Annotated in this window: 17 protein-coding genes and 1 CRISPR repeat array; of the genes, 6 read left to right on the forward strand and 11 right to left on the reverse strand. The window is 55.8% G+C overall.

Going from position 1 to position 24,787, the window contains the following annotated elements; genetic code table 11:
* Window positions 1–40 precede the first annotated feature (40 nt).
* A CRISPR array of direct repeats spans window positions 41–5,116; the repeat unit is 37 nt; unit sequence GTTTCAATCCGCGATGCGGATTTTTTTGTTTTTCAAC.
* Between the two features lie 189 nt (window positions 5,117–5,305).
* The 10 genes from cas2 to A6A03_RS07670 form a co-directional block, all read right to left on the reverse strand.
* Window positions 5,306–5,596: a CRISPR-associated endonuclease Cas2 gene (gene cas2 / locus A6A03_RS07625; protein WP_172812291.1), complete on the reverse strand. Its 291-nt coding sequence runs from the start codon at window positions 5,594–5,596 to the stop codon at window positions 5,306–5,308.
* A gap of 11 nt (window positions 5,597–5,607) precedes the next feature.
* Entirely contained in the window at window positions 5,608–6,684 is a 1,077-nt protein-coding gene (gene cas1 / locus A6A03_RS07630; RefSeq protein ID WP_066785846.1) for a CRISPR-associated endonuclease Cas1, read from the reverse strand.
* A 6-nt stretch (window positions 6,685–6,690) separates the two neighbouring features.
* A complete protein-coding gene (gene cas4 / locus A6A03_RS07635; RefSeq protein WP_066785848.1) occupies window positions 6,691–7,302 on the reverse strand; it encodes a CRISPR-associated protein Cas4 in 612 nt (203 codons plus the stop codon).
* Entirely contained in the window at window positions 7,299–8,129 is an 831-nt protein-coding gene (gene cas6 / locus A6A03_RS07640; RefSeq protein ID WP_066785850.1) for a CRISPR system precrRNA processing endoribonuclease RAMP protein Cas6, read from the reverse strand. Before cas6 ends, cas4 begins: the two co-directional genes overlap by 4 nt.
* An 87-nt stretch (window positions 8,130–8,216) precedes the next feature.
* A complete protein-coding gene (gene cas5d / locus A6A03_RS07645; RefSeq protein WP_066785852.1) occupies window positions 8,217–8,879 on the reverse strand; it encodes a type I-D CRISPR-associated protein Cas5/Csc1 in 663 nt (220 codons plus the stop codon).
* Complete coding sequence (cas7d, locus tag A6A03_RS07650) at window positions 8,879–9,877, reverse strand: type I-D CRISPR-associated protein Cas7/Csc2 (RefSeq protein WP_066785854.1); 999 nt, start codon at window positions 9,875–9,877, stop codon at window positions 8,879–8,881. Before cas7d ends, cas5d begins: the two co-directional genes overlap by 1 nt.
* A gap of 72 nt (window positions 9,878–9,949) precedes the next feature.
* Complete coding sequence (gene cas10d, locus A6A03_RS07655; protein ID WP_066785858.1) at window positions 9,950–13,108, reverse strand: type I-D CRISPR-associated protein Cas10d/Csc3; 3,159 nt, start codon at window positions 13,106–13,108, stop codon at window positions 9,950–9,952.
* 18 nt (window positions 13,109–13,126) lie between these two features.
* The gene (gene cas3, locus A6A03_RS07660) at window positions 13,127–15,271 is read right to left on the reverse strand and encodes a type I-D CRISPR-associated helicase Cas3' (protein WP_066785860.1); all 2,145 of its coding nucleotides are present in this window, start codon (window positions 15,269–15,271) and stop codon (window positions 13,127–13,129) included.
* Between the two features lie 23 nt (window positions 15,272–15,294).
* Window positions 15,295–15,570 carry a helix-turn-helix domain-containing protein gene (locus tag A6A03_RS07665; RefSeq protein WP_066785862.1) on the reverse strand — a complete coding sequence of 92 codons (276 nt, stop codon included), beginning with the start codon at window positions 15,568–15,570 and terminating at the stop codon, window positions 15,295–15,297.
* A gap of 309 nt (window positions 15,571–15,879) precedes the next feature.
* Window positions 15,880–16,824 (reverse strand): helix-turn-helix transcriptional regulator, encoded by a 945-nt coding sequence (locus A6A03_RS07670; protein WP_066785864.1) that lies wholly within the window; start codon window positions 16,822–16,824, stop codon window positions 15,880–15,882.
* 201 nt (window positions 16,825–17,025) lie between these two features.
* Between A6A03_RS07670 and A6A03_RS07675 the strand changes: the two genes are divergently transcribed.
* Window positions 17,026–17,721, forward strand: coding sequence for an Rcas_1661 family thioredoxin-like (seleno)lipoprotein (locus A6A03_RS07675; RefSeq protein ID WP_066785867.1), 696 nt, complete (start codon window positions 17,026–17,028; stop codon window positions 17,719–17,721).
* Between the two features lie 20 nt (window positions 17,722–17,741).
* On the forward strand, window positions 17,742–18,515 hold the full coding sequence (locus A6A03_RS07680; RefSeq protein WP_245668889.1) for a hypothetical protein: 774 nt from the start codon (window positions 17,742–17,744) through the stop codon (window positions 18,513–18,515).
* Here A6A03_RS07680 and A6A03_RS19955 read toward each other — a convergent pair.
* The gene (locus A6A03_RS19955) at window positions 18,466–18,789 is read right to left on the reverse strand and encodes a hypothetical protein (protein WP_076798230.1); all 324 of its coding nucleotides are present in this window, start codon (window positions 18,787–18,789) and stop codon (window positions 18,466–18,468) included. The two genes, A6A03_RS07680 and A6A03_RS19955, sit on opposite strands and share 50 nt — an antisense overlap.
* 148 nt (window positions 18,790–18,937) lie before the next feature.
* Between A6A03_RS19955 and A6A03_RS07685 the strand changes: the two genes are divergently transcribed.
* From A6A03_RS07685 to A6A03_RS07700, 4 genes are all read left to right on the forward strand, one after another.
* Entirely contained in the window at window positions 18,938–20,779 is a 1,842-nt protein-coding gene (locus A6A03_RS07685; RefSeq protein ID WP_066785871.1) for an ABC1 kinase family protein, read from the forward strand.
* 192 nt (window positions 20,780–20,971) lie between these two features.
* Window positions 20,972–22,342 (forward strand): GH1 family beta-glucosidase, encoded by a 1,371-nt coding sequence (locus A6A03_RS07690; RefSeq protein ID WP_066785874.1) that lies wholly within the window; start codon window positions 20,972–20,974, stop codon window positions 22,340–22,342.
* 17 nt (window positions 22,343–22,359) lie between these two features.
* The gene (locus tag A6A03_RS07695; protein WP_066785968.1) at window positions 22,360–23,610 is read left to right on the forward strand and encodes an MFS transporter; all 1,251 of its coding nucleotides are present in this window, start codon (window positions 22,360–22,362) and stop codon (window positions 23,608–23,610) included.
* A gap of 105 nt (window positions 23,611–23,715) precedes the next feature.
* Window positions 23,716–24,780 (forward strand): NADH:flavin oxidoreductase/NADH oxidase, encoded by a 1,065-nt coding sequence (locus tag A6A03_RS07700; protein ID WP_066785877.1) that lies wholly within the window; start codon window positions 23,716–23,718, stop codon window positions 24,778–24,780.
* Window positions 24,781–24,787 lie beyond the last annotated feature (7 nt).

The raw sequence follows: 24,787 nt of genomic DNA on the forward strand, positions 1-24,787 counted from the left end.
CAACTTCTATCTCGAAGACAGTCAATGCTCCGAAAGACCAGTTTCAATCCGCGATGCGGATTTTTTTGTTTTTCAACTTGATAGCACTCTGAGATTGCTCTCATTATAATATTATCGGTTTCAATCCGCGATGCGGATTTTTTTGTTTTTCAACTTGATAGCACTCTGAGATTGCTCTCATTATAATATTATCGGTTTCAATCCGCGATGCGGATTTTTTTGTTTTTCAACACGTGTCACCTCCTAGACTTTATGTGTTTATTATAATGGTTTCAATCCGCGATGCGGATTTTTTTGTTTTTCAACTGAAACGTCTCTTCCGTCTGAACGGAGTTGTCACGTGTTTCAATCCGCGATGCGGATTTTTTTGTTTTTCAACAGATTCTCAGGAATCAGAGGTACCCTTACGAGAGGAAGTTTCAATCCGCGATGCGGATTTTTTTGTTTTTCAACTCTCCGGCGGAGCAGGAGAAGTATAAGGAGCTCTTGTTTCAATCCGCGATGCGGATTTTTTTGTTTTTCAACACAATTATATTGCAAATCTGATTGTAACACATAACTCGTTTCAATCCGCGATGCGGATTTTTTTGTTTTTCAACTCGAATTGACGACAGATGCGAAATCAGTAGTGTTAGGGTTTCAATCCGCGATGCGGATTTTTTTGTTTTTCAACCTGGACGCAGTCGTCCGGATCAACAACGTCAAGAAGGCGTTTCAATCCGCGATGCGGATTTTTTTGTTTTTCAACCTTATTTTAGATTTATAGATATAGATATATAGAAACAGTTTCAATCCGCGATGCGGATTTTTTTGTTTTTCAACCAGAACCTATCGCAGAGAATGCAGACAGGTTCTGAAGTTTCAATCCGCGATGCGGATTTTTTTGTTTTTCAACGGTTTATAAGCCTCTATGCCCCTCGGAACTTTTTCTCTCGTTTCAATCCGCGATGCGGATTTTTTTGTTTTTCAACAGGTCACCGACGACAGAGACTCTAGTGGCAAGATCATGTTTCAATCCGCGATGCGGATTTTTTTGTTTTTCAACTGGATTTTTCCTCGTCTGGGCTTAGCAAATGATAAGCGTTTCAATCCGCGATGCGGATTTTTTTGTTTTTCAACTCGAGACTCAGGGGTCTGTTTACCGCGAGTGGGTTCAGGTTTCAATCCGCGATGCGGATTTTTTTGTTTTTCAACGTTGACCGCCGAACTCAGAACCCTCGTGAAGATAGGGTTTCAATCCGCGATGCGGATTTTTTTGTTTTTCAACGCGTTGACATTATTCACATCACTTTCAACAGTCAGTAGTTTCAATCCGCGATGCGGATTTTTTTGTTTTTCAACCGGTCTTCACTGCTTGCATGAACCTATCTGAAACCGGTTTCAATCCGCGATGCGGATTTTTTTGTTTTTCAACTTTTTCATAAAATTTTTGAAAAATTTTTATGAAAAGGTTTCAATCCGCGATGCGGATTTTTTTGTTTTTCAACCGGTCTTCACTGCTTGCATGAACCTATCTGAAACCGGTTTCAATCCGCGATGCGGATTTTTTTGTTTTTCAACCTAGATATTCAGTGTAGGAGTAGGTGGATCTAATATGGGTTTCAATCCGCGATGCGGATTTTTTTGTTTTTCAACGGAACTTCTCAAACTCATCTACAGCTTGAATTACTAGTTTCAATCCGCGATGCGGATTTTTTTGTTTTTCAACCATATCCACCAACGTGCTGTACCTCAAACCTGGTTGTGTTTCAATCCGCGATGCGGATTTTTTTGTTTTTCAACCTTTTACTTCCTGACCGGTACACCGATGATGAACAAGGTTTCAATCCGCGATGCGGATTTTTTTGTTTTTCAACGTACCGAAGCATTTTTACATCACCTCCTCCGAAGAAGCGTTTCAATCCGCGATGCGGATTTTTTTGTTTTTCAACTTAGTCGCGAAAGTTGCGCGCGCGCTGGGCGCGCGTTTCAATCCGCGATGCGGATTTTTTTGTTTTTCAACCTGTACCACTCGTTAAACAGTGCCGGATTCAATAGCGCCGTTTCAATCCGCGATGCGGATTTTTTTGTTTTTCAACTGTTCCGTCGGCCATCTCAATCATCGTTTCTTTGGCAACGGTTTCAATCCGCGATGCGGATTTTTTTGTTTTTCAACTGAGGTACAGCACGTTGGTGGATATGTTGTGTTTCAGGTTTCAATCCGCGATGCGGATTTTTTTGTTTTTCAACTGTGACATCGCTGAAGACTACTTCGGACGGAAGATTGTCGGGTTTCAATCCGCGATGCGGATTTTTTTGTTTTTCAACACGATCAACTCCAACAAGCTCCTTCAGTCATTGATTTCCTGTTTCAATCCGCGATGCGGATTTTTTTGTTTTTCAACCAGTGTTCGCCAACTGACCAGCGTTTAACCCGCTCCCGTTTCAATCCGCGATGCGGATTTTTTTGTTTTTCAACTCGAGCGGCTGGCTGACGGCGTCAGACGAACGCATCAAGTTTCAATCCGCGATGCGGATTTTTTTGTTTTTCAACCACGCGCTGACTAAGAGAGCGACGATGCCGCTGACGTTTCAATCCGCGATGCGGATTTTTTTGTTTTTCAACTAGGGTTGACGAGATAATGCCCCTCCACGCTGACCTTGTTTCAATCCGCGATGCGGATTTTTTTGTTTTTCAACAGGCGCGTTGGGTGATATACAGGTCTACCGGTACGTCTGTTTCAATCCGCGATGCGGATTTTTTTGTTTTTCAACCGAATACTCAGCCGTGCGTTTCGGTTTGAGAGACCGTTTCAATCCGCGATGCGGATTTTTTTGTTTTTCAACCTTTCAAAGTCCGAACCAGTTGCGCCGGACATCGCGCGGTTTCAATCCGCGATGCGGATTTTTTTGTTTTTCAACTCGACTAATTAGTAAAAATGAGGGTCGTATGATCACGAGTTTCAATCCGCGATGCGGATTTTTTTGTTTTTCAACCGGCAGACGCGGATTTGCTCATTCAATCGTTTCATCAAGTTTCAATCCGCGATGCGGATTTTTTTGTTTTTCAACTTCCTCGCGCAGCGTCCGCAATCGTTGCCAGAGATGTTTCAATCCGCGATGCGGATTTTTTTGTTTTTCAACGCGCAAGTTAACGAAATGAAGGGGACAATCCGCGACAGGTTTCAATCCGCGATGCGGATTTTTTTGTTTTTCAACGAGAAGTGCGGCAAATTGTGTTGGATTACGTGAACAAGGTTTCAATCCGCGATGCGGATTTTTTTGTTTTTCAACCGCCGATCATTTGATCGAGCCACTCCAATCCGGTACGCGTTTCAATCCGCGATGCGGATTTTTTTGTTTTTCAACATTTCGCGATTTCTTGCAGCATGCGATACATATCGAGGTTTCAATCCGCGATGCGGATTTTTTTGTTTTTCAACCGCAAGCTGTGAGATGTGAAGAGAGCGGTGATTACAAGTTTCAATCCGCGATGCGGATTTTTTTGTTTTTCAACTTCTTCCTATTTTTCTGGTGGCTACTATTCGGATATAGTTTCAATCCGCGATGCGGATTTTTTTGTTTTTCAACCGATAATCGCGTCTTCGACCTTGTCCAACTCGTAGTGTTTCAATCCGCGATGCGGATTTTTTTGTTTTTCAACCGATTGGTCGCGAAGCAAGCAACGCGCCAATTCAAGGTTTCAATCCGCGATGCGGATTTTTTTGTTTTTCAACACTTGCATCGCCGGGGTACCGATGCAAGAACGCCATGTTTCAATCCGCGATGCGGATTTTTTTGTTTTTCAACTTGATGCGCCACGCTGGGTCTATGCTGGTGACACCTAGTTTCAATCCGCGATGCGGATTTTTTTGTTTTTCAACCGGCATGCCAGCGGCGGTGCGGGCCGCGCTTCAGGATGTTTCAATCCGCGATGCGGATTTTTTTGTTTTTCAACCCTTGACGGCCATCAGCGAGCATCAGCCATGCGGTGGTTTCAATCCGCGATGCGGATTTTTTTGTTTTTCAACGTGCTCGCGCAACGATTGCAACGTTGCAACGACACATGTTTCAATCCGCGATGCGGATTTTTTTGTTTTTCAACTCCCGGAGGCGGTCAGCCGCTGCGCCTTGTCAGGAGAGTTTCAATCCGCGATGCGGATTTTTTTGTTTTTCAACCCGAGCGGTACGGGCCGCCGGCGGAGAAGCCGAAGCGTTTCAATCCGCGATGCGGATTTTTTTGTTTTTCAACCAAGTGGTTGGAGTTCCACCACGCCGGCCAGCGCCGGTTTCAATCCGCGATGCGGATTTTTTTGTTTTTCAACATCTTTGAGCGGATACGAGGCGGGCCGGCTGAGCGCAGTTTCAATCCGCGATGCGGATTTTTTTGTTTTTCAACTGCCATTGCTTACCGTTGGTGCAGTGCATTGCGTTTGGTTTCAATCCGCGATGCGGATTTTTTTGTTTTTCAACTCGAGGGGATCCGCGAAGGCCGGATTCGCCCGCAGGCGTTTCAATCCGCGATGCGGATTTTTTTGTTTTTCAACTACGAATGTTCGCGACGAGCCATCGCCTACAGTCTGGTTTCAATCCGCGATGCGGATTTTTTTGTTTTTCAACTAAGAAAGCGTTTACTGCGCCAATCATGGTGCTCCGGTTTCAATCCGCGATGCGGATTTTTTTGTTTTTCAACGGTTGAACCAAAAACATTTGATGTGTTTCTCGTTGTCGTTTCAATCCGCGATGCGGATTTTTTTGTTTTTCAACATCAGAACGGGCAATGGTAAGAGTTACTGAACTTGCAGTTTCAATCCGCGATGCGGATTTTTTTGTTTTTCAACATATGGAATGCCGCCCCAACAATTGCCGACGTCGGTGAGTTTCAATCCGCGATGCGGATTTTTTTGTTTTTCAACCGTCGCGGAAAGTACGACCAACGCTGTATCATATGGGGTTTCAATCCGCGATGCGGATTTTTTTGTTTTTCAACAAGGCGGCGCATTATGCAATTGAGCAATTTTATAAAGTTTCAATCCGCGATGCGGATTTTTTTGTTTTTCAACCCCCCCCTCTCTCGCTGGCGCTGATAATCCACAATAGGTTTCAATCCGCGATGCGGATTTTTTTGTTTTTCAACCGCACCCGTCTCTGCTACGTTGTGATGCGGTGTAAGGGCTTTGATTCGAGCCTGTGACATCGCCAACCGCTTTTTTGATATTGTAGCTTAGCTGGGATAGCGGTGCAAGAGGCTTTTTGGGCATCTCGGTGCCTCATATCGTTGTTGCGAGCAACCTCCGGGTTTTGACTCTGGGCTGAGCTGCTCGACTCAGGCGATGTAGGTGATCGCTGGCGCCGGTTTGGCGCTTCCCACCGTGATCACTTTGCTTTGGCACGCGCCACAAATTGCATAGAAGCGCACGCTGTCGGTTTCGGCATCGATATGGCGCGCTAGTTTGGCCTGTAGCTCGATCAGTTGTTGCCGGGTGAGCCAGCACTCAAAGAGTGAGTATTGCGTCCACGTTCCGTATCCGCTCAGAAGGTTATGAATTTTGGTGCGTCGCCGGTCGTTGGGAATGTCGTAGGCAATCACGTACAGCGTTGATTCATTGCGTTGCATAGACGTTGCTTTCAGCGAACAGTAAAGGGCACGTAGCGTTCGATTTCGCCTTGAGCGTATTTGGCAAAGAGCCGGATCTGCAATTCGATGCAGCGCCGGTAGCTGACCCGGTAGCCAAAGATGGGATGTTGAATCTGCTCTGCAAGCCGCGCTTCGTAGCGTTCGAGAAAGGTTTTGCGCGGTTTGTCTTTAAGCCGGTAGGCGCTAAATTCTTGGCTGAAGTCGTCTGGGCCAATTTGGCCGGTGTTGATCAGTGTGAGCACGACCGAATCGACAATCAGCGGGCGAAAGGCTTCGACGAGATCGAGCGCCAGCGCCGGTTTGCCGAAACCGGGTTGGTGTAGTACGCCAAGGCCGGGATCGAGGCCAACTGCGTGAATGAGAGAGACGACTTGGTTGGTGAGCAGGCTGTAACCAAACGAGAGCATCGCGTTAATGGGGTCGGTTGGCGGACGTTTGACCCGACCAGTAAAGTTCCATTCGCCTTTGAGCAGATGACCAAAGACGCTAAAGTATGCATTGCTGCCGCTCCCTTCCAGTCCAAACAGTGGGCCGAGACCGTGCATCCGGTCATCGTTCCGCTCCGGCATGGCAAGGTCACGGAGTTCGCGGATGCAGCGCCGGATGTGTTGCGCGGCGGTATTGAGCGGTTCGGCGTCATCACGCTCGCGGGCGTATCGCACAAGCATGGTGCGCATGTTGTGGAGTTTACCGAGGATGCATTGGCGGGCAACGTCGAAACTGCGCTCACGATGGTGGTAGAGCGCGTATTGCGCGATCCGGGCTAAACTGTTTTTGCCCCAATCGGCGAGCACCGAACCATACGATGCACCCCATGCGCTGAGGTAATGGATGGGAATGCGCCGTTTCATCAGTTCGTGCATGACGGCGGTCGAGAGGGTGATGTCGCCGAGTACCATCACTTGTTCGATCTGGTTGAGCGGAATGCGCACGGGGTTGCCGTTGCGCTCGCCTGATTTTTGCAAGCGGAGAGTTTCGCCTTCGAGCCGCACAAAGCTATACTGTTCAGTGAGGTAGAGGGTGGCCATAAGCAGTTCAACGCCTTCACTGATGAGCATATTTGCCATAGGTGATTACCATTCATCCATTCGCACCGTCTGAAGCCGTTCGGTTTCGATGGGCAAGCAGAGCGGTTGCAGCGAGCAATCGCGACATCGCGCGCGCTGGGGTGTCGGCGGCGGCAGCGCGCCGATGGCCGCTAGCCGGTGCGCTTCGGCGGCAGTGGCAATTGTCAACTGGCGTAATTCAGCCGTGAAGATGACCTCTTCGCGCCGGCGAGCGCTAAAGTAGAAGATGTACCCGCGCTCGATGCGCTCGCCGGTGCGCTCTTCAAGACAAAGCGCTTGCCCGCAGAGCTGGATGCGATCGTTATCCCACTGCCCCGGACGGCCTTTTTTGTATTCGACCGGATAACGTTGGCTGTCGCGTGTTTCGACGATGTCGCAAAACCCGGCGATACGCAGCCGATCGCTCCAGACATAGACCCGCCGTTGTTGCACGCTGTCGTTCAACCATTTCATGCCGTGTATATCAATGCCCTGATGGCGCAATTGGCCTTCAACGACGTGTTCGTTGTACAGCATTTCGGCATAGATGAATTCGTAGCCGAAGCGCCGTGGGCAATAGGCGAGCGCGTTGAGCATTGCCAATGGAATGTAGTCAGGCGGCGCTTGGTAAGCATTCATCGCCCCACCTCACTGCGTTGCCGGCAGAGACCCATGCCGCGCGCGGTTTTGATTCCGACACCGGTGAAGAAGACGGCGCTGGCCAAGAGGCTGATCAGGCGGGCTAGCGCTGGATCGGGCGGCAGTTCGTAGATGCACCGGCCAGTAAACCCTTTTTGCGGGCCACGTCCTAAATTAATCTCTACTGACTCGGCGTGATACCGGCTGAGCAGGGTTTCGTTGGCGGCTGCCCGCACTGCTTCGAGATCAAGCCGGCACTCCGGCGGCGCCAGTTCGTTCCAACGTTTGGCAATGCTGGGAAAGATGAGTTCAGGATCGGGCAGGATTGCTAACCGTGGCTTACCATCGGGACGGGTGCCTTGCCCGATTGCGGTGGCGGTCGCGAATTCGAGTTCGATGGTTGCAGTGGCTGTTGCTGCTTGGGCAAGGCCGGTAAAGCTATGGTAGCCGGCCCATGGATGACCATTGGGTGGCGGCGTGCCGATAATATCGCCGAGGCGATAAGTGGTCTTGCCTAGTTGTAACGTCGCTTGGCGGGCAGGTTGGCGCAGCAGCGCCTGCACGAACGTGCGAAAGATATCGGTGCGCAAAAGGCTGATGCGCAGCCAGACTTGCCCGTTTCGCGCCGGCGTGGGCAAGATCGCTACCGTGTAGGGTTTGCCCGGCGCATCGGCATGCAGCGCAGCCGCCAGTGCCGGATCGATCTGGCGCACGAGGTCGAGAAAGAGTGCCTGTACGCCATGACCGAGCGGGCGGGAAGCGGGGTGGATCTCGGTTGGGTAGAGCTGAATGACAAAAGCGTACAGATCAGGATCGGCGACGGTCATAGACGTTCCCTGACGATAGCTGAGCAGTTGTGATAAGCGGCGCTGCTGCCAAAGAATATTGCCAGCAGCGCCTCGGTGATGGGTTCATTACCGTTTGCGACTGGCTTGGCTAAAGGCCATATCGATCGGTAGGCCAAACCCATCCTCTAACCGGTAGTGACGGCCTTGGCAGCGCGCATTGGCAACCAGACTGGCTGGCGGCATCGTGATGATATCGAAAGCGACCAAGTCGTCACGAGCAAGATCGAGCGGGTTGAGCGGGCAAGCGGCGCGATAGAACCCGTCCCCCTCACGCACCGGCACTTCCTTGCTCTCTACCAGCGCTTTGCTATGCCATTTGCCCAGCCTAATCCAGCGCGGAATGCGCACCGGATCGCGACTAATGACGTAGAACTGGAAGGTCGAACCGGCGCGCAACTCTTTGGCGCGACCAAACGAGGGCGTGTTGCGGGTCGCTTGCGCCATCTCGACGTGCAGCACCTCTTCGCCATATTTGAAGGTGGCGAGTTGGAAATCCACCGCCACCGGCTCGGCCGGCGTCACGTAGATCCGATCGCGCAGTGTGACGAGATCGGTGGCGTAGTTTGGTACCTGCTCGCGGTTGAACCACGGCGCTACGACAAAGCCGAGCGCGTAGGCGAGGGCGTAGTTGTGCAAGTACCGGCCGGTTTCGTAGAGCCGTCCGATCTCGCGGGTGGCGAAGAAGAGCGGTTCGTGCAATGTAAGTTGGCACCGATAGAGGGTTGTCATCACGATTTACCCTTTGCGCTCTTCAACACGTGGGCATTTGCGTATTGCTTGCTATCGCTGTACGCCGCCTTGAGCAATGTTTGCATCGCAGCCTCATCAGCAGCGAAGATCTCGGTAAGAAATTGATCTAGTTCTGCGCCGCTCAGCCACTGACTCACCACCACCCGATCCTCAGCCAAAAGCTCTGGAACGAGCTTGGCGGCTACCGCCAGTGCGCTATGCGCATTCACCGGCTCGCTCAGATCGATCCCTTGCTCGCGCAGCGCATCGTACAAGCGCTGGGTAAAGTACAGGTTCGAGAAGATTTCGCCGTCGGTCAGCGCAATCCCGATCAGGTGATTGGTCATCGTGCCGGTGCGCGTGGTCTGCGCGCCGTAGCGCCGGGCACGCAACACATTGTTGAGCACGTAGGTAAAGAGGGGGAAAGTGAGATCGCGGGTGGTGATCACCGCCGGAAAGATCACTTGCGGCCGCACATGATCTTGCTCGTTTATCCGGCTAGTAACAACCCCTTGCTGGCTCATCGTTCCGCTCTCGTATGGTGCGTTGAGTGTGAATGTTTCGTGGCTGTATTCAAAGGCCGTGAGGCTATAGGCGGTGTCACTGTAGACTTTTGATTTCTCTGAGCCAGCATCACCGATGGCAAATCCGTAGGCGATACAGTCAGGGCATTGCTTGCAGAAATCGACATTGTAGTCGCAGAAAGGCGCCTCGTCTGTGGACTTTTCTTTACCTTGCTCCGCTGCAATTAACCCGTAGCGCCGCAATAGCTCGCGCCCGACCAGCCGTTCCGGCGTCGTCTGTTTGCGCTTGAACATGGTGATGCGGGTGATGATGCCGTCATCCGGCTTCGTGCCAGCCGGCACGCGCGCCGTATTCAACTCGCCATCGGTTTGGAAGAGCGCATACGACTCGGTTTCACGCAGCAAAATAATGTGGGCGTAGTGGCCGGTCGGGCGCGCAGGAACTGCTTTGGGAAAGAAGTCGCGATTGAGCATAGTGCTAATGCCTCCTTAACGATATGTCACAGGTGTCTTGACCCGAAACGAACCATACTGTGGCGCGGATCGTTATGCTTCCGCTTCGTCGTTGACCTCGTCCTCTGGCGGGAGGTTGCGCTCACGCCATTCACGCCAATGCTCGTCCATGTAGACGACCTCACAGGCATTCTTGAGCAGGTTGAGCTGCTTGCCCGCCAAGGCGGCGCGATTGCCTTTGAAGACGCCGTAGAAAATGTCATGCACAAAATAACGGGCGAAGTCATCGATGGCGTCGGCAACCGCTTGCTGGATATCACCGCCTTCGTACAACCAGCCGGGAAATGTCCCGTCAGCACGGTCGTTTCTGACCCGATCGATGAACTTCGCTAGCCGGCCACGCACGGCTTCCACTAACGACTCTTCGTCGTTGAAGAGGCGCAGGTCAGCAACCAAGAGCGCTTTAGCTGCCTCGCTTATCGGGCGCAAAATCGTGTTACTGTTCCGCCGTCCGCTTTGATGGCGGTAGAAGCGACGATAGCGTTTAACCAATTCCCGCGCATGTGACATCGCATCCCTCCCATTCAGATACTGTTCGACCATCGTAAGATACGCCGTTGTCTGTCGTTCTGACGCGAGCTCGCGCTGAGCGTTGCGCAGACCGCGCTTGAGGTAGTGAAAGGCGTACAGCGGCGAGGTGATTAGATCACGGCTCAGCGCCGGCAGTTGGTTCCATTTATACTGGTAGCCGCCGGCGCCGGGCCGGGCATTCCCGTCAAGATGAATGATGTACCCGCTGACCAGCCGTTGCAGCGCCGGCACGAGTTGATCGAGATTGATCCGCTCGCCGCCGGCTAGGCGCACAACCGCCGGATGCGCGCCATCGAAGGCAACGGTTTCGTACAGTTCATTAGCCTCTTGGATAATCGGCAGCATGCTCTCGCTGGCCACGACTTTGATATCGATCAGCAATGGCAGCAACAATGCGAGGAATGCTGGCGTCACCCATGCCTCAGCGTCAGCCGGATCACGTTCGAGCGGCGGAATGCCGATAAAGCTAAAGGTGATCGGCTCGTTGGGCGGAAAATGCAGGCGGAACAGCCGATCTTGAGCCGGATCGACCGGTTCGAGCAAGAGCGGTTCGAGCTGCTGGAAGCGGGCCGGCGATATATCAAGACCGCCGTCAAGCAGGGTCTTGCGCAGCTCGGTAAAGCTGACGCGCCGCACTTGGTCGTAGAGCAAGCGCAGCATCTGCAACGTCTCTGGGGTGAAGAAGTAGGTGGGGTAGAAATAGAGATAGCGCAGCTTGCGTTTCTCGAAATTCTTGCCGCTCTCGGCACCGCGCTTCATGAGCAATTGGCGCAACATGATCTCGAAGCTGCAGATGGAACAAATGTGACGAATCGCTTTGCTGCCGTGCAACGGCTGTTTATTGGTGTAGACCATCGGCGCAAAGAGGATCGCCGCCTCTTGCTGGGCCGAAACGGTGTATGGCGATGAACAGAGCGAGCAGACATTGGTTGCGCCGCGGGTTTTGCGCGCATTGCTGTAGCGTTCCAACTCGGTCTGCAAGCGTTCGCCGAGACCGGTTGGCTTCTGCCCGCCCAACGTGAGGTGGCGTTGAATGTAGTCGCGCAGATCGTTCCAGCGCGGATCATCGGTGACTGGCGTGGCTGGCAATTGCTGGGCAAGCGTTTCGACCAGCAGATAGATCCGTTCAATCCACTGCCGGTCGTCGAGGCCGGGGTTGCGCTTGCGGTAGAGGCCAGCCGCGTAGTACCAGCCGTAAGGCACGCCGCCAGTCTTGCCAGAGGTGTTGATCGCGCGCACAGCGGAAAGATGGTCAGCGATCCCCATCGTCTCAAGCAAGATCCGGTCAGCTTCCAGCGCCGGATTGGCTGCTTGCGCAATCTTCACCGCCAGCGCGCACACCTCTGCAATTCGATCCACTTCCACCGTATCCGGCAAATCGAGATCGAGCGTCTGCAAGGTCTGCGCATCAACCAACTGCTTGTCACGGATGGCTTGATACCGTCCGCCGGCGCTCGCCTTGGCGATCCGCTGCTCGGCGAAGCGCGCGATTAGGCGCAACAGATCAGCCGGGGCAAAGAAGAGGTCATAGTAGTCAGCATATTTCAGCCCTTTGCCATCGCGGCTGATGCCGGTCAGGCTGTTTGCCAACTGCTGGGCGCAGACATTCCGGATCTTTGCGATCACCGCTTCGGCAACCTGCGCCGGTGTTGGCGCCGGCTTGGCGCCAGCCCGTTCCAGATAGACGACGCCAGTGGGGGCGAAGAGCAACGGAACCCGGTAATCCTCATGCGCATAGAGTTCCAGCGCAGCGTTGTTAATCAGGCTGGTTAACACGCCGCGCACATCGGCGAGATGGTGGCAGGTTAGACGCAGTTGCAGGTGCGGTGTGCTCAGATGCTCGATCTGGCGCTGGATCGCCGGATGATTCACGACCTCGACGGGCGTGCGGCCCAAGTAGGCCAGATAATCGGCCAGCGTCGCGAGATCAGTGGCTAGCTTGACTTTACGCCCGCCGGCTGCTTGCACACCGGGCAGAGCGGCCAAATTGCGCATCGTACCGTGCAATTGCTGGGTATTCGCCGCAATGTAGATCAACGCCGGCAAATACTGCTCGACATCGAGTATCTGATCGATCCCCAAGCGCCAGCACCATTTGGTAAAGATCTGTTCCACAAGTTCGCGGTGCGCCGCCACATTGACGGTCTGATGATTGAGGCCTGCCTGCTCAAGCTGGGCCTTCACCTCGGGCAGCTTGAGCCAATCGTGCAAGGTATAGCCGGCGCAAAAGAGACGATAGGTTGTGTCATCAAAATCATCAACCAACCGCGACGCTCCCCACTGTTGCAAGAGCCGGGCAATGCGCGCTACCGGCAACAACCCGTTCAAGAGATGAGCGCGCATGCTTTGGTCGTAGCGATAGCGTTCAACATCGGTTTGCTGAGCGCCATCGGCAAGCTTCTGCTGGGCAAAATCGCCCCCTTTGGCGGCGACATGGGCCAATTCGCGCGAAATGGCCGGCACGACGCGCGTCGCAAATTCGGCGAGCACCTGATCATCGGGATCGAGATGCTTGACGACCCGGCTCAACAAGCTCGCAAACAACGGTTCGGCGCTTGCGGTTGGGGCCGGTTGCGCTGGCTTATCGTCCAACAGCGCTTCAATCTCTTCCGCTGACAGATCATCATCATCACTAGCTGAAAACATCGGGTTCTGGTTCACGCCTGCCTCCTCCTCTCATCAAAAGATCAGCGGCGCGTTGACAGCGCAGGTATTGAGCGGACAGTCGCGTAAGATGCTATCGAGCAACAACGCATCACGACCGATCGCGATGGCGCCGCTTTGTTTGCCGGCATCGCTGGTATCAACCCGGTACGGCAACAGTTGAAACGTTGGCGGCAGATACAGGCGTTTCCGCACCGCCTGCGGGTCGAGGGTCGGGATCAAGAACACGACCGCCTGCACCTGTGCAAGCTGGCGGTTGAGGGTATTGAGAAACGCATGCCCGTTGACATCAACTCGTAACCCCGCTAGCGCCAGCACCTGCTGTTGGTTAGCGTGTAACCACTGCGTATCACAGCGGGGCAGGAGCACTGTCACCGCTTCGCGTTGCGTGCGCAGCTTGCGCCAGCGGAAAAAGCAGTGGTGAAAGCCGCGCAAGAACGGATCGGGTTTTAGGCCTAATCGTGTGACCGCTTGCGAAAAACCCTGTTCGTTGAGCAGCTCTAGTTCCGCATTAGCCAGCAGCCAAAAGAGGTCATAGCCGATTACGCCGCGATCATCGCCATCGTCTTTCACCACAGCCGCCATCAACCCGCTCGTGCCGCGGAACGATTGCGCTTCGCGGACAATAGCCTCGTTGTTGCGGTCTTTGTACTTTTGCCATTCGTGTAAAGTCTGATTCAACTTGGCCTCAGCCACCTGCTCATACTGGTTACGCAGGTGATCACGAATGCCAGCGTAGGTGGTGCGTAACGGTTCGCGCAACAATTCGGCGTAGACGCGGGCAGGGATAAACCGGCCCCACCAGCGGCCATAGCGCCGAAACTCGATTGGGGGCGGGAAAGCGGATTGAATGGCCTGCGCCAAGGCTGGCCGGGGTAACTCGGCGTCTGCCGGCAGGGCTTGCTCAGTTTCCGTGAGCCGCTCGTAGACAAACTGCGGTACCAGCGCGATCGCTTTGAAACCATCAAAGTGATGGAACTGACCATTGGCGTGATAGCCATCGTGCCGGCCCAACCGGCCCAAGCGCTGTAAGAACGCGCCAGCGCTGCCGGCCTCGAAGACGAGCAGGTTGATATGGAAATCAACCCCAATATCAATCGTAGAGGTGCCGATTAGCAGATCAGCACTATACGAAGCGCTGCGCGCGAGCGGCCCGGTGATGCCGGTATTAAGCGCCACGGTGAGCTGGTGGCTTCGGCAGAGTGGTTGTAAGTGTGCGTAGAGCCGGTGCGCTGTCGCCACCGAATTCACAATCAGCGCCCCCTTCGCCGCCGGACGGCGTTCGTGCAACCATTGTACGAGCGCCTGATCACCGCCGCCAACAACCCACTCTTCCACCGTCCCCGCCGCTAGATCAAGCGCTAATGGGCGCGCAATCAACCGCCATCCCTGTGCGGGCAATGGCCCGTGATGGTACCAACCTTCTGCCTGAGGATCAATGAGGCGAATCCGATTGTTGTAGCCAAGCTTCTCAAGCGCCGCCACTAATTGCGGCTGCGGCGTCGCTGACAGAAAGAGCGCCTTCAGGCGAGGCTGTTGGGTATGCCAAAAGAGCAGCGCCGTGAGCACCGCAATAATCTGCGGCTCGGCAAAGACGTGAAACTCATCGAACACCGCCTGCTGAAATTGCAACGTCAAATCGCCGATCACTGCATCACGGCTGCGGCCAAACCGTTGATAGGCAAATTGCATAATGGCATGCAAAATATCCGGATTCGACAGCAGGAATCGATGGTTCGCCAGCAACTGCTGCACCACATCGGCGCGCTGCAAATGCTGCGCTTCATCAACCAACTGATCGAGCCGCGCGCCAAAGATCGCCTCGACCCAACGTTCTGGACGCTGCCATTGGGTAAGCCAACGGCGCGCACTGCGCAATTGATCTTGCACTAGCTCGTTGGTTGGGAAGAGCGATACGATACCTTCAACCGGCGGATCGGCCAAGAGCGGCAACAGCGCCGCCAAGCTCTTGCCATCGCCGGTCATTGCCGTGTTGATCACGATGGTTGCGTCAGAATTACGCAATGCCCGATAGGTAGCTAACTGGTGCTGCGATAATTGCAAGTTGGCTGGCAGACGCGCCGCTAACCCCTGCTCGGCGGCTACTTCCGCCGGATCGGCCAAGCGTGACGATACCGGCAAGGTAGTCAAGGAAAGCATAGCCCCTCCGTACGTTGCGCCTGTCACTTGACAGGGTACACCACCACATCGGACTCGGGGAGTCCGGTTTGCCAGAAGAGGGGCAGAATATCGCGGCGGAATTTGAGCGGATGGCCGTGCAATTCACGTGCCTTGCCGCAGATATTGCGAATATGGCTACGCACGGTATGCTGGCTACAGTGCAAGCGATTGGCAATGTCTCTGTCACTAAGGTGGTTAAGGGCGCATGCTAGCACTTGCCGTTCGGCGCTAGTGAGCTTGCGCCAGAGCTGTTGGCCGAGGTGACATTGGCTATACATAAAAACCTCCTCTGTAGAGTTTGGTTAATACTAAGACTACCATAAATATAGCAATGTGCAATAGCCATAAATAGTGATCCTAGCTCGCACGTCATTGCGCAACGAACAGTCTCGTGCTCACAGCAATCGATGGCCGCTGAATCCCCGATGGGGATCAATGGCATCCTCACAGCAACCGGCTTTTCTTTGGTGTGTCAAATGCTATTCAACCCCGATGGGGATGCTCAGGAATGTTAATACAAAGACGTTTCAATCCACCAAGCGGATACCCGATTATACCATGCCATCATACCATCATATACCCTATACTCACGTTCCAATCCCATAGACCTGCGCCAACCGGCGCACCTCTGCCGCCATCTGCTGGCGCAATTCTGGCGGGTGCAGAATCTCAGCGTGCGATCGATAGCGCAGCAACGTCTGAATGATGAAAAACTCGCTGCGGCCTTTCGCCTCAATCACCACGCTATCAGGCTGGCGCTCGATCACCTGCTGCTCTTCAAACCGTTCGCTCACCTCGTCATGCACCCACGGCCCGGTCAACCGATAGCGAAACGTGATGAGACGGCGGCGGCGCTCAACGCCGGGTGGCAACCGCTGGTCAAGCAGGCGGAGAGCCGAGATGCGATTGATGCGAAAATCGAGCACACGGCTGCCGTTATCGGTGTAGGCGACGAGGTAAAAGTGCCGGTCGTAGAACTCAATATCGTATGGCTCAACATAGCGGTGGATCCGGCGCACCTTACGGCTATTCTCGTAGCAAAAGCTAACTGGTTGGCGCACTGCAATCGCTGTTTCTAACTGCTCGATCAGCGGCGCAAACGGCGCATAGTCAATCGCTGGCCGTACCGTCGCCTGCCGACTCACTCGTCGCTGGTAGATCTTTTGCTCGGTGTCAGTGAGATGATCGGTCAACCGCTGCAATAACTGGTTGATCTGGGCTGATTGGGGGTGACGATGGTCAAAGGTATCACGGATCAGCGCCAATGCCCGTAATTCAGCTTCGGTAAATACCGGCAACCCGCCGCGCAGGATATACGTTCCTTTGTTGCGTTCAACTTGGATACCTAGCTGCGCTAGATATGTCAGATCGCGGTTAATCATCCGGCGGGCGCTCTCTTTGGCAACCCCTTCAAAGACCTCTGCCATCTGTCGATAAAGCTGGTCAAACGAGCAGGGGCCATCGCGTAACGCAGTCAATAAAGCCGCCAGACGGCGGATCATTGTGGTCGTGCGCTCGTGGATCTGTTGCATTTGATTGCTCCGGCCATGCCGATTTCTCGCGCCTGTCGCCATATTATATTCTTCGCACCCTTGCCGCGCCATTGTAACCTGTGGTAGAGTGACTGCGGGAATAGGCAAACTGTTCCTAAGCAAACTTCCTTTGGATTGTCGTATCTCGTATGGCGATCCCGCGGTACAGGCATCGCACCGCACGCCCCAACTAATCAAACTATGCGTCGCTTCTTTCTGCTCTCAATCTTCGTGCTCGCCGCCTGCGCGGCGCCGGTTGCGCCGGAACCGACGGCGACGGCCACCCCACCCCCGACCCGTGTGCCCACCTCAACCCCGACGACAGCGCAAAGCGCGCCAACGACGACCGGCTACTTTCCTGAGTTGCCGCGTGGCCGCACCGCTGAAGGGTACCAATACCTTGGCAATCCCGATGCGCCGGTAACGATCATGGTCTATTCCGACTTTCTCTGCACCTCGTGCGCCATCCACACCCTTGATGTCGAACCGCGGCTGATCGAGGAGTTTGTCGTTCCCGGCCAAGCTAAAATCGTCTACCGCCACTTGTTGCAGTTAGGGGAACGTTCGGAGTTATTGGCCGAAGCTAGCGAATGCGCCGCCGATCACGGCAAATTTTGGGAGTTGCGCCGCGAGCTGTATGCGCGGTACAATCAACTGTACTTCAACACCCGCGAGACGGTGATCGATCTGGCCGCTGGTCTGGGCATACCAAGGGATGCTTTTACCGCCTGTCTCGATGCGCATACCTATCGAGCGCAAGTGCAAGCTGATTACGCAGCGGCGATGGCCGAAGGGGTGTATGCCCGGCCAGTGTTTCGGATCGGTAACGAAACAATGGTAGGATCACAACGGCTTGAAGCATTTGCGCAGGTGATCGAGCGCGCGGCGCAGCGGTAAAGCGCCGGTTGAGGAAGGAAATGATGGTTCGTTCTCGTCCCATCTTGCCCTTAAGCGTGATTTTTGTAGGCTTGGCCTTTTTCTTGTGGGTCTCGTTATCAACCTCACCGGGTGCGTCGTTGGCTCAACCAAGTTGCGATGACCGACCAGCGTATCCGGGGTGTGTTGAAATACCAGTCAACTGTGACTCGTATCCGGCAAATGTCTGCGATATAACGAAGACAGCCGTCATTGTTACCCGCACCGCCGCCGCAGGGCCGGTACTGACCCAAACGGCGTTGGCCCGTGGTCAGCAATCACAACCAGCGACAGCAACACCTACGGCCACGATATCGGCCACCAATACGCGAACGGCATCACCCACTACCACCGTCACCCCAACCACACTAAGGCCGAACGAAACGGTTGCAACCCAACCGCCAACTATCACCCTATTGCCAGTGAATACGTCGATCCCAACGCCATCACCCACCGTACCATTGGCGCCAACGCCAACGATACAGTCCGCACTCCGTTGCGCTCCCGGCGACGTGCTCGAATTGACTGGCGCAACCCGCCCGCAAACAGCGCTGCTGGTTATGTTCGACGACCGTGCGGTTGGTGGCGGCGCGAGCGATCGCGCCGGCGCGTTCCGTATTGTGCTCCGGATCGGCGACGAACGTCCCGGTGTCCACGACATCGTGGTGCGCGAGCGTGAACGGGAGACGGTGGTGGCCGAATATACCTGCGAGACCCCGCCTCCGCCTACCCCAACCCCGACCTTTGGCCCGATTCGGGTGACGGTGACGCCGTAGGAGTGCCGTCTTGGCGGATTGTCTCCATAATCAATGCCAGCGCCCGTTCGCGGGAACGGGTCAACAGTTCGAGTTCGGTGAGGAGGAGGTTGAGCCGGCGATAATCGCGCCGGATAGCTTGTTCGTCGGCTGAGGAGAGGTTAGGGCGAGCGGCGGCGAGCCACTCCTCAAATGAAGCGCGCCGGCCAAGCAGGTCAGGCGCGCCAAATTGGCTGAGCCGCTGCCAGAGATTTGCGGCGCTGTCGGCCAGCAAACGCACACTGTCGATGGTCATAATGCCGGTGATACCATAACTAGCGAGCTCGTTTCCACGTGCGTCATGCACCCTTCGTATGGTAGTTGGTGATCAATTTAATGCGGATCGGTCGCGAGATTGAGTTTCGCCTCTGGTATAATCGAAATAGCAATACTGGTAGAAAGCTATGCGTGAACCAATCTCTATCCAAGCAACCGAAACCGCTAACACCGGCGCTGTCCCTCGCCTAATCGAGCCGCCCCGTTTTCGCCCGCGCGAGCGTTTTCTGCGGGTGTCGTCGTTCTTTCTCGGCGTTGTGATCCATATTTATATTTGGGATATCTTTCTCGCCCGCTTTGCCATCTTTCGCTGGTATGTCCAACGCACGATGCTGCGGCGCTGGGTGAATATTGCCCGGCGCTTTCGCATGATGGCGGTTGAATTAGGCGGGATGCAGATTAAGCTCGGCCAGTTTCTGTCGTCGCGGGCCGATATTATTCCCGATGTGGTGCGACGCGAGTTGACCGGCTTGCAAGAAGAGGTGCCGCCGGCCCCCGCCGGTCACGTGCTCGAAGTGATTCTGGAAGAGTTAGGCGCACCGCCGAGCGAGATCTTTCGTAGCTTTGAGAAGGAATGCGTCGCCGCAGCTTCGTTGGGGCAAGTACATTACGCGGTGCTCCACGATGGACGCGAAGTGGCGGTGAAGGTGCAACGGCCATGGATCGATAAGATTATTGAAGTCGATCTCAGTGCCGTGACATGGGTGGTGCGCTTGATCAAGAACTATCCGCCGATCCGCCGGCGCGCTGACCTCGAAGCCCTCTTGGCTGAGTTCGCCCGCGTGTTAGTGCAAGAATTAGATTATGTCCAAGAGGCGCGCTCGGCGGCGATCTTCCGCCAGAACTTCGCCAACCATCCCGGTATCTATATCCCTGAACCGATCTTCGAGCTCACCACCCGCCGCGTGTTGGTGATGGAGCGGATCAGCGGGATCAAGATCACCGATTTGCATACGCTCGACCAACTGGGGGTCAGCCGGCTCGAACTGGCTGCCCGGCTCAATAACTGCTACCTCAAACAGTTCTTTATCGATGGCTTCTTCCACGCCGATCCCCATCCCGGCAATCTGTTCGTGCGGGTGGAAACCGGCCTTGCTGCGACCAAAACAGCGCCGCCGCCGATGCCGGCTAGCGTCAATGGGCACGCTACGATTGAGACGCTTGAAGCGCAGTTGCCGATCGATTATGCGCCTGATGAAACGCCGACCGGCACCCCCTTCACGCTCATTTTTGTTGATTTTGGCATGGTGGGCCGGTTGCCGCCAGAGACGATGGAGATTATGCGGCAAGGCGTGCTGGGGTTAGCTACCAATGACGCCGACCGGTTATTGAATTGTCTTGAAAAACTGAATGTAATCTTGCCCGGCGCTGACCGCCGACCGATCAAGGCGGCGCTCGAAACGATGCTGCGCTATTCGTTCAATCGCACAGTGCGCGAGTTGACCAATCTCGATGTCGAGGCCATTATGGCCGAGACAAAGGATCTGATTTACGATCTGCCGTTCCAGATTCCGCAAGATTTGCTCTATTTAGGGCGGGCGCTAAGTATGGTGGCGGGGTTGGCGACCGAAATCCACCCCGATATCAATCTCTTCCAAGAGTTGCGCCCGTTTGCGCGAGCGATGCTGGCCCAAGAACAACGCAATGGCAATTGGTTCGAGAAGTTCCAGCAAGAGTTAGCTGAAATTGGCCAGATTTTGATCGGTCTGCCCCGCCAAATGGATGCGTACTACCGGGCCGCCAATCGCGGCGAGTTGCAAACCCGCTCGGATTTGAGCCGGCTCGAACGCAGTATGAAACGGGTGGAGCGGGCCACTGACCGGTTGATGGGCGGAATGCTGGCGACTGGTCTGTTCCTCGGCGGAGTGCAATTACGTACCCGCGGCCTCGAACGCGAAGCAAGCCGGGCATGGTGGGCGGCGGCGGCAGCGATTCTCTGGGCGCTGTGGCCGCGCAATGAGCGGTGGTAATGCATCGGCTATCCTATGGCGTAATGGGATACGGATGCCCACGGATTGAGACGGATGTTCACGGATGAAACCAATCGTGCCAATCCGTCCTCGTTCAGGGATGCAACGGGTTTGTACGCATGAGGCCAACCGTGTTCATTCCTGTCATTCGTGAGCATCCGTGTTCTTTTTCATTTTTTAAGACACATCCGCATGAACAACGACATCCGCTTTCCAGCCAATTTCTTATGGGGCGCAGCAACTGCTGCGTATCAGATCGAAGGGGCGTGGAACGAAGACGGCAAGGGCGAGAGCATCTGGGATCGCTTCGTGCGGCGGCCCGGTGTCATTGTTGATGGCAGCACCGGCGATGTCGCCTGCGATCACTATCACCGCTACGTCGAGGATCTCGACCACATGGCGGCGTTGGGGCTGAAGGCGTATCGCTTCAGCATCGCATGGCCGCGGATCTTTCCCACCGGCGCCGGCCAACCCAATCAGCGCGGGCTTGATTTCTACCGGCGTTTGATCGACGGCCTACACCAGCGCAATATCGCACCAGTTGCTACCCTCTACCATTGGGATTTGCCGCAGGCGCTAGAGGATCGCGGCGGCTGGACGAGTCGCGACACGGCGTTGCGTTTCGCTGAATACGCCGATTACCTCTTTCGCCAGATCGGCGGTGAGGTCGCGCTGTGGGCCACCCACAACGAACCGTTTATTCAGGCGTTCTACGGTTATGGCAACGGTGAAAATGCGCCGGGCAAACGCTTGCCATGGCAGGTGCTTAAGGTCGTGCATCACCTCTTGCTCTCACACGGGCTGGCGGTAAGCGCCTTCCGCGCTGCGCGACCGCAACCAGCCCGCGCCGATCTGCCGCCGCCTCAGATCGGCATCGTCCTGATGTTGTGGCCGCATTACCCGGCCAGCGATCACCCTGCTGACCGCAACGCTGCCCAACGGATCGACGGGGTGATGAACCGGCTCTTTCTCGAACCGCTGTTCCGCCGGCGCTACCCCGCCGATCTGATGGCCCACTTTGCTCGCCGGCTCATCTTCGCGCCGGTCAAACCCGGCGATATGGATAGTATCAGCCAGCCGATCGATTTTCTCGGCATTAACACCTACACCCGCCTGTTTCACGCCTTTAACTGGCGTGAACCGTTTTTGCTGGCCAAGCAGGTGCCGGGGCCGTTGCCCAAGACGGCGATGGGGTGGGAGATCTATCCCGATTGTATTATCGAGGCTTTGCAAAAGGCGCGTGAGTATACCTCCATCCCGCTGTATATCACCGAGAACGGGGCAGCGTTCGATGACCCGCCACCCGGCCCGGCTGATCAGGTGGTGGAAGATCCTGATCGCGTGACCTATCTCCGTTCCCATATTGCCGCTTGCCAGCGCGCGCTCGCTGCCGGCTTTGATCTGCGCGGCTATTTTGTCTGGACGCTGATGGACAATTTTGAGTGGGCGAAAGGGCTAAGCAAGCGGTTTGGGATTATCTACACCGATTACGCCACCCAACGCCGGGTGTGGAAGCGCAGCGCGCACGTGTACCGCGACATTATCGCGCGCAATGGGTTGTGAAGCGCCGGTGCGCCATCATGCGCAACGATCAGCGTTATTTGTTGGCCATTGGCCTGTTGACTACCGGCCTGACGGTGGGGTGGTTGTTTGCCACCATCGCTTACGCGGAACTCGGGTACGGCGGCTACCGGATGGCAGTGCCGTTGTTCGGCGATCTTACGCTGATCGGGTTGCTCAACAGCGTTCCGGTACTGGCCGGCGGGATCAGCGGGCCGTTGGCGTGGCAAGCGGTGCGGCGGTGGGGCGCGCGTCCGGCGTTGTTGCTCGGTGGTGGGTTGCATAGCGCGGCATTGCTCGCGCTGGCGTTAGCACCGTCTAGCACTACGCTCACCCCGGTGACGGCATGGATGTTGTTACTCGGCGTCGCACTAAGCGGGCCGGCCAGTGTGCTCTTCAATCTGGCCGGGCCGCCGCTGATGATGCAACTGAGCGGAGCCGATGGCCCTGACCGGCTCTTTGCCCGCAGCGCAGCCTTGAGCTTGATCATCGGCGGCCTCGCCAATCTGCTCGCTGGCAGTTTGGCAACGGCGTGGCGGGTGGCGCTGGTCGAGAGCGATGCGATCGCGCCGTACCGGCTCAATGCCGCGCTCAGCGCAGCGATCGTCGCCCTCGCCGGGTTGCCGTTGGTGGGATTACGTCTCACGGCAAAGCCATCACCGACGCCAGCGACGACGATTCGGCGCGAGATCAGCAACCTCTGGCGCACGCTCATCAAAGCGATCATCTTCGCGCCGGGGCCGCTGCTCATCTCGCTCGGCGCGGCGCTGTTCATCCCCTACCTCGGCCTCTTCTTTCGCCAACGCTTCACCGCCACCGACGCCGCCATCGGACTATTGTTCGCGCTCATCAGCCTCGCCACCGGTCTGGCAACGCTGGCCGGGCCACGCCTCGCGGCCCGAATTGGCCGCATGCAAGGCGTCGTGCTGACGCAGGCGCTCGCTATTCCCTGCTTGATTGCGCTGGCCTTTGCGCCTACGTTGCCAGTAGCGGCCCTGATCGCAATGCTGCGCGGCGCGCTGATGAATATGGCCACACCCTTATTTGAAGCGCACGCACTGGCGCAGACGCCGCCTGAACACCACCCCACCGTGATCGGTCTCATCCGGGCTGCCGCGTCGGTAGGGTACATTGCTGGCCCCACTATCAGCGCCGAACTGCAAAGCGCCGTTGGCTTTACACCGATCTTGCTCATTGCGGCGCTGTGTTATACGGTCGCGGTGATCGTCAATGCCACGATCTTTGTGTGGCGCGGCCAGCGTACACCCTAACAGCGCCGCACAGCCGTGCGGCGCTACGCGGTTATTTGCGTACCAACGCCAAAAACGGGTATACTGGCAACAGATTGTCGCCGTTCATCGATTGAGAGACACGCCATGCAACCACATCTGTTTACCCCGCTGACCATCGGCAGCGTCACCTTACGCAACCGGATCGGCATGTCGCCGATGTGCCAATATAGCGCCATCGATGGCTTCCCGACCGATTGGCACCTGATGCATCTCGGCGCGCGGGCAGCCGGCGGGGTTGGTCTCATCATTCTCGAAGCGACCGCCGTTTCGCCCGAAGGCCGGATTTCACCGTTTGATTTAGGCATCTGGAGCGATGATCACATTGACGCGCTGGCCCGGCTGGTCAAACTGATCGAGAGTCTCGGCGCAGTGGCCGGCATTCAATTAGCTCACGCCGGGCGCAAGGCCAGCGTTGGCCGTCCGTGGGAAGGCGGCAAGCCGGTGCCACCCGCTGCCGGCGGCTGGCCGGTGGTCGGCCCCACCGCCGAACCATTCGCTCCCGGCTACCCGGCCCCCACCCCGCTCGACGCCGCCGGGATCGCCAAGGTCATCAGCGATTTCGCCGCCGCCACCCGGCGGGCGCTCGCCGCCGGCTTCCGCTGGGTCGAAATCCACGCCGCTCACGGCTACCTGCTTCACAACTTCCTCTCGCCGTTGGGCAACGATCGCAGCGACGAGTATGGCGGCGATTTGCACGGGCGGGCGCGGCTGCTGCTCGAAGTGACGGAGGCGGTGCGCGCGGCATGGCCGGCAGAATTGCCGCTGGCGGTGCGCCTCTCGTGCAGTGATTGGACGCCGGAAGGGCTGACAATAGCCGACACGGCTGAAGTGGCGCGTATGCTCCGTGAACGGGGGGTTGACCTGATCGATTGCAGCTCCGGCGGGATCGCCCCCGGCATCACGATCCCCGCCAGCGAAGGCTATCAAGTACCGTTCGCTGCCCATATCCGCCGCGAAGCACAGATCGCCACCGCCGCTGTTGGCCTAATTACCCGGCCCGACCACGCCGACGCCATCGTCCGCAACGGCGAAGCGGATCTGGTGCTGCTCGGTCGCGAACTGCTGCGCGACCCGCACTGGCCATTGCGCGCGGCGCGGGCGCTCGGCCACGACCTCACGCCGCCGCCGCAGTATTTGCGGGCGTGGTGAGCAAACA

The organism is Chloroflexus islandicus (genome assembly GCF_001650695.1).
Classification (GTDB): domain Bacteria; phylum Chloroflexota; class Chloroflexia; order Chloroflexales; family Chloroflexaceae; genus Chloroflexus; species Chloroflexus islandicus.